Annotated in this window: 1 protein-coding gene, 2 tRNA genes and 2 rRNA genes; all 5 read right to left on the minus strand. The window is 54.8% G+C overall.

Annotation, left to right across the window (positions count from 1 at the left end):
* Positions 1–2,702: ribosomal RNA gene (locus tag EPN96_12815) — 23S ribosomal RNA — on the minus strand; the annotation flags it as partial.
* Positions 2,703–2,886: 184 nt separating this feature from the next.
* A tRNA-Ala gene (locus tag EPN96_12820) sits at positions 2,887–2,962 on the minus strand.
* Positions 2,963–3,000: 38 nt separating this feature from the next.
* Positions 3,001–3,077, minus strand: a tRNA-Ile gene (locus tag EPN96_12825).
* A gap of 96 nt (positions 3,078–3,173) precedes the next feature.
* The gene (locus EPN96_12830; GenBank protein ID TAL15468.1) at positions 3,174–3,383 is read right to left on the minus strand and encodes a hypothetical protein; all 210 of its coding nucleotides are present in this window, start codon (positions 3,381–3,383) and stop codon (positions 3,174–3,176) included.
* 224 nt (positions 3,384–3,607) lie between these two features.
* A 16S ribosomal RNA gene (locus EPN96_12835) occupies positions 3,608–5,138 on the minus strand.
* Between the last annotated feature and the right edge of the window lie 507 nt (positions 5,139–5,645).

Below are 5,645 nucleotides of genomic sequence, written 5' to 3' on the forward strand. Positions count from 1 at the left end.
GACGTTCTGAACCCAGCTCGCGTACCACTTTAATCGGCGAACAGCCGAACCCTTGGGACCTGCTCCAGCCCCGGGATGTGACGAGCCGACATCGAGGTGCCAAACACCCCCGTCGATGTGGACTCTTGGGGGGTATCAGCCTGTTATCCCCGGAGTACCTTTTATCCGTTGAGCGACGGCCCTTCCATGCGGAACCGCCGGATCACTAAGACCTGCTTTCGCATCTGCTCGACTTGTTTGTCTCGCAGTTAAGCTCCCTTATGCCTTTGCACTCGACGACGGGTTTCCAATCCGTCTGAGGGAACCTTCGCGCGCCTCCGTTACTTTTTGGGAGGCGACCGCCCCAGTCAAACTACCCACCAGGCAATGTCCCTGATCCGGATTACGGATCCAGGTTAGAATCCCAGAACAGCAAGGGTGGTATTTCAAGGTTGACTCCACCGAAACTAGCGTCCCGGTTTCATTGTCTCCCACCTATCCTACACATGCTGACCCGAAATCCATTGCCAAGCTATAGTAAAGGTTCACGGGGTCTTTCCGTCTTGTCGCGGGTTGACGGTATTTTCACCGCCACTTCAATTTCGCTGAGTCTCTGGCTGAGACAGTGCGGAAGTCGTTACGCCATTCGTGCAGGTCGGAACTTACCCGACAAGGAATTTCGCTACCTTAGGACCGTTATAGTTACGGCCGCCGTTTACCGGGGCTTCGGTTCAAAGCTTCGCTTGCGCTAACCTCTCTCCTTAACCTTCCGGCACCGGGCAGGCGTCAGACCCTATACATCGTCTTGCGACTTAGCAGAGTCCTGTGTTTTTGATAAACAGTCGCTACCGCCATTTCTCTGCAACCCTCTTATGCTCCAGGAGCAAGTCCTTTCACACGGGAGGGCACACCTTCTCCCGAAGTTACGGTGTTATTTTGCCGAGTTCCTTAGCCAGAGTTCTCTCACGCGCCTTAGGATTCTCTCCTCACCCACCTGTGTCGGTTTGCGGTACGTTCACCTCACTAACTCCCTAGGGGCTTTTCTCGGCAGCGTGGGATCAGTCACTTCGGCCTAAAGCGGCCTCGTCGTCACGCCTCGGCGTTTTAATGGGAACCCGGATTTGCCTGGGCTCCCCGCCTACACGCTTAAACCGGGACATCCATTACCCGGCTGACCTGCCCTTCTGCGTCCCCCCTTCGGTGGTAACGCGAGTGCGGTGGTACAGGAATATTAACCTGTTTCCCATCACCTACGCCTTTCGGCCTCGGCTTAGGGTGTCGACTTACCCTGGGCGGACGAACCTTCCCCAGGAAACCTTGGGTTTTCGGCGAGCGGGATTCTCACCCGCTTTATCGCTACTCATGTCAGCATAAGCACTTCCTTCAAGTCCACCTGTCCTTACGGTCAGGCTTCTTCCCTGAAAGAACGCTCCCCTACCACTTGCACTAAAGTGCAAATCCTAAGCTTCGGTACCATGCTTGAGCCCCGTTACATCTTGGGCGCAGGCCCGCTCGACCAGTGAGCTATTACGCTTTCTTTAAAGGATGGCTGCTTCTAAGCCAACCTCCTGGCTGTCCGGGCAGTCCCACATCCTTTCCCACTTAGCATGGATTTTGGGACCTTAGCTGTAGGTCTGGGCTTTTTCCCTCTCGACTACGGAGCTTATCCCCCGCAGTCTGACTCCCGCAGTTCCACCAACGGCATTCGGAGTTTGGTTAGGTTTGGTACCCCGGTAAGGGCCCTAGCCCATCCAGTGCTCTACCTCCGTTGGCTACCGTGCGAGGCTATACCTCAATATATTTCGGGGAGAACCAGCTATCACCGAGTTTGATTGGCCTTTCACCCCTATCCACACCTCATCCGGGAAATTTTCAACTTTCTACGGTTCGGGCCTCCACTGGGTCTTACCCCAGCTTTACCCTGGACATGGATAGATCACTCGGTTTCGGGTCTACTCCGTGCAACTTCGTCGCCCTATTCAGACTCGCTTTCGCTTCGGCTCCACCTCTCTCGGCTTAACCTCGCTGCACAAAGTAACTCGCTGACTCATTATGCAAAAGGCACGCAGTCACCCCTTGCCCGAAGGCCATAGGGCTCCCACAGATTGTAGGCGCATGGTTTCAGAGACTATTTCACCCCCCTCAACGGGGTGCTTTTCACCTTTCCCTCACGGTACTTGTTCACTATCGGTCACCAGCTCGTATTTAGCCTTGGAAGATGGTCCTTCCGGCTTCCCACGGGATTTCTCGTGTCCCGCGGTACTCGGGTGGTCTGTAAGGAAGGGCACTGGCTTTCGCTTACGGGGTTGTCACCCTCTGTGACGCTCCTTCCCAGAAGCTTCAGCTAGCCATTGCCTTTGTAACTTCCCGAGACTCCTGCAAGAGACTCAAACAGACACCCACAACCCCACATGTGAAACGGTCGCAGCCTATCACGCACACGTGGTTTGGGCTCGTCCCCTTTCGCTCGCCACTACTTGGGGAATCGTTTGTTTACTTTCTTTTCCTGAGGGTACTGAGATGTTTCACTTCCCCTCGTTCGCTTCGTCGCGCCTATGTGTTCAGCGCGCGATGACGGGTTATTTACTCCCGCCGGGTTTCCCCATTCGGACATTCCCGGATCAATGCTTGATTAGCAGCTCCCCGAGACTTTTCGCAGCTACCCGCGTCCTTCATCGCCGACTGGTGCCAAGGCATCCACCATACGCCCTTATTAGCTTGATACGCCTATTTCCTAATTTGCGTTAAGAGTACTCAGCGCCTTATAAAAAAACGCTTTTCTTTCCACTACCATATGAAATTGTCAAAGATCCAGAGAGCCTTCTACGCCAATCAGCGAAGAAGTCTCCCAAGTTTGTTTTCAGTGTACCACCCAACCTCGTTACCCCCCAAATTCGCCGGCGGCGCTGGTGGAGGTGAACGGGTTCGAACCGATGGCCTCCTGCGTGCAAGGCAGGCGCTCTCCCAACTGAGCTACACCCCCGTTTGCCGCTACGACCCAGCTCTTATCCGCCCAATAAGTGGTGGGCCTAGGTAGATTTGAACTACCGACCTCACGCTTATCAGGCGTGCGCTCTAACCAACTGAGCTATAGGCCCGTGGTCCACTGAGAAAGTTCTTTGGAAACCTGCCGGCGCATCCTTTCCGCCCCCGGCGTCGTCATGTCCTCGTTCGAGGGTTCGCCGTAATTTTCATTACTGTCTCACCCTCTCACTGCGGGATTCCTCGCCGGTAACGGAAAGCCGCGCCTGCTTTTTAGCCTTGCAGACGTGCCACTCGCGACGTTTCCCGAATCGTTGCCGTCGCTTCCTTTTCGTCCCCGCCGTCATAACCTGGCCGGTAACGGAAAGCCGCGCCTGCCTTGCCTCGCCGTAGCTCCAGCGAAGGCGGGTCGCCGTTTCCATCAAACTTTCTAAACCATTTTCAAAGAGCAGCCACACGAACCCGTGGCGCAAAAAGGGGTTGATCCCTCAAAACCGAACAGCGAAGCGTCTAGTCGTTTATTGCCTGGATAAAGAGCCTGATTTTCAGCCTTCATTTCCACGGCTTTACTACCTTGGAGTTTGTTTCGCATGTCACCTTGAGTCTTGCGCCCATGCGAAAAGCGCAAGTACTTTGTTTTTTACTACCTTAGAAAGGAGGTGATCCAGCCGCTCCTTCCGGAACGGCTACCTTGTTACGACTTCACCCCAATTACCGCCCATACCTTGGTGCACTGCCTCCTTGCGGTTAGCCCATGCACTTCTGGTACAAGCGACTCTCATGGTGTGACGGGCGGTGTGTACAAGGCCCGGGAACGGATTCACCGCGGCATGCTGATCCGCGATTACTAGCGATTCCGCCTTCATGGAGTCGAGTTGCAGACTCCAATCCGAACTGAGACCGGCTTTTTGAGATTTGCGTCCCCTCGCGGGCTAGCGTCTCTTTGTACCGACCATTGTAGTACGTGTGTAGCCCTGGGCATAAGGGCCATGAGGACTTGACGTCATCCCCACCTTCCTCCGGCTTGACACCGGCAGTCTCCCAAGAGTGCCCGGCTTTACCCGATGGCAACATGGGACAGGGGTTGCGCTCGTTGCGGGACTTAACCCAACATCTCACGACACGAGCTGACGACAGCCATGCAGCACCTGTATCCTTGCCCCCGAAGGGGACTCCGTATCTCTACGGCAATCAAGGTATGTCAAACCCAGGTAAGGTTCTGCGCGTTGCGTCGAATTAAACCACATACTCCACCGCTTGTGCAGGCCCCCGTCAATTCCTTTGAGTTTTAGTCTTGCGACCGTACTCCCCAGGCGGGGTGCTTATCGCGTTAGCTTCGGCACAGAGATTGTTAATAACCCCTACACCTAGCACCCATCGTTTACAGCGTGGACTACCAGGGTCTCTAATCCTGTTTGCTCCCCACGCTTTCGAGCCTCAGCGTCAGTTTCGTTCCAGAAGGCCGCCTTCGCCACTGGTTTTCCTCCCGATCTCTACGGATTTCACCCCTACACCGGGAATTCTGCCTTCCTCTCCCGAACTCAAGACCTCAAGTATCCAATGCACTTCCGGGGTTGAGCCCCGGGCTTTCACATCAGACTTTAAGGTCCGCCTACGCTCCCTTTACGCCCAGTGATTCCGAACAACGCTTGCACCCTCCGTATTACCGCGGCTGCTGGCACGGAGTTAGCCGGTGCTTCCTTTGATGGTACCGTCAGCTGTTACCAGGTTTCTTCCCATCTGACAGGGCTTTACGACCCGAAGGCCTTCATCACCCACGCGGCGTTGCTGCGTCAGGCTTTCGCCCATTGCGCAATATTCCCCACTGCTGCCTCCCGTAGGAGTCTGGTCCGTGTCTAAGTACCAGTGTGGCTGATCATCCTCTCAGACCAGCTACCGATCGATGCCTTGGTGAGCCATTACCTCACCAACTAGCTAATCGGCCGCGGGCTCCTCCTCAGGCAACCGAAATCTTTTACCGCATCTCCGAAGAGACGTGGTCTTATGCGGTATTAGCCACCCTTTCGGGTAGTTATTCCACACCCAAGGACAAATTACCCACGTGTTACTCACCCGTCTGCCACTCTACTCAGGGCCGAAGCCCCTTTCGCGTTCGACTTGCATGTGTTAAGCACGCCGCCAGCGTTCGTTCTGAGCCAGGATCAAACTCTCCAGTTTAATTTATAAACCAGTGAAAAATCCCGGCCGAATCACAAGCTCTTTTCATTTCTAGGCCTGTCACGACTTTATTCTTCGCTATTCGGTTTTCAAAGATCAACCCGGCGCCGGTAACCCGGCGCGAAGCTCTAAAGTTACTACAACCTCAGAGCCCCTGTCAACCGCCAAAATCACAACCTCGAAATCAGCGCCGACACCCCGAACAACAACCCTTCCGTTCTTCGGAGGCCGGTTTATAACCCCACCCCCCTCCCGGTGTCAACTGCTTTTTAGATCAAACTCAGAGTTTTTTTATCCGCCGTATTTCAGCATCAACCACGCGGCCTTTTAAAACTTCACCGGCCCCACGTCACAACCCCCGGCACGCAGGGCCCCTTCCCCCCTCGGAAGAACAGAAGAAACTTCGCATACGGGAAAACAAAAAGAGAAAGGCTGAATTCCCGCCCTACGGGCGAGAATGACGATGAGGAATCGGTGCGTTACGCCGCTTCGCGGCCAACACGCCC

Source organism: bacterium, assembly GCA_004322275.1.
Classification (GTDB): domain Bacteria; phylum Desulfobacterota; class Deferrisomatia; order Deferrisomatales; family BM512; genus SCTA01.